1 pseudogene is annotated in these 811 nt (G+C 32.1%); it reads right to left on the reverse strand.

The features are described from left to right. Positions 1-811 (reverse strand): annotated as a pseudogene (locus LF845_RS11740) (transposase); the annotation flags it as partial.

Consider the following 811-nt stretch of genomic DNA (forward strand, 5'->3'; position numbering starts at 1 on the left):
ACTGCTACTTATGTGGCCTTCACATAAAAAATAAAGTTTATTCTTATTACCATGAAAGCTTACACTAATAACTGTAACTGCTCGATTGTTGTAGTAACATTTTGCATAACCATAAGAAATACCACCCTTCTTGTAACGCCTGTTTATTATACCATTGCAAATTTTATATACTGACATCTTCTCGCCCTTATATTCTAAATGCCTCTTGCCTGTGCTCCTAATTACAAAATTTAAATCTTCTCGAAGAAGATGCCTTAAAATTATCCCCCTGTCATAACCCCTATCAAATACAAATAAGCCCTTATCTCTAAACTTGTCTTTTAATTTATCTAACATATTTAAGGTCTCTGTATTCTCACTCTTAAAGTCTTGAGATTTAGAACTATAAACATCTAAATATAATGAAAATAAACGTTTGCTACTGGGGCTATAACACACTGCATGATTTAAGTGGAAACCATTAGCAATACGACCACTACTGACATCGTGAACTTTACTAATAAGCTCAAAGTTTCTACCATAATTGTGAACCAAATCTCCACCATCAATTGATATTATTAACCTGGAATCTGATTCTGTTTCTTTAAGTGCGTAATCAATATTATATGCATTTGAAATAGCAAGTAGATGTGAATAATTAAATGTATTTCTTTGCAACCGCTTTAATGTGTGTTTAATTCCACACTTCTCATTTAAATAACCAGATATGGCGGTAAGATTTAAACTGCGAGTAGCAAAACAACCTGAAATAATCTCAAGAATATACTTTTGTTGTGGCTTTGTGAGATAATCATGAAGGTTTCTTGTAGTA

Source organism: Deferrivibrio essentukiensis, from assembly GCF_020480685.1.
Classification (GTDB): domain Bacteria; phylum Chrysiogenota; class Deferribacteres; order Deferribacterales; family Deferrivibrionaceae; genus Deferrivibrio; species Deferrivibrio essentukiensis.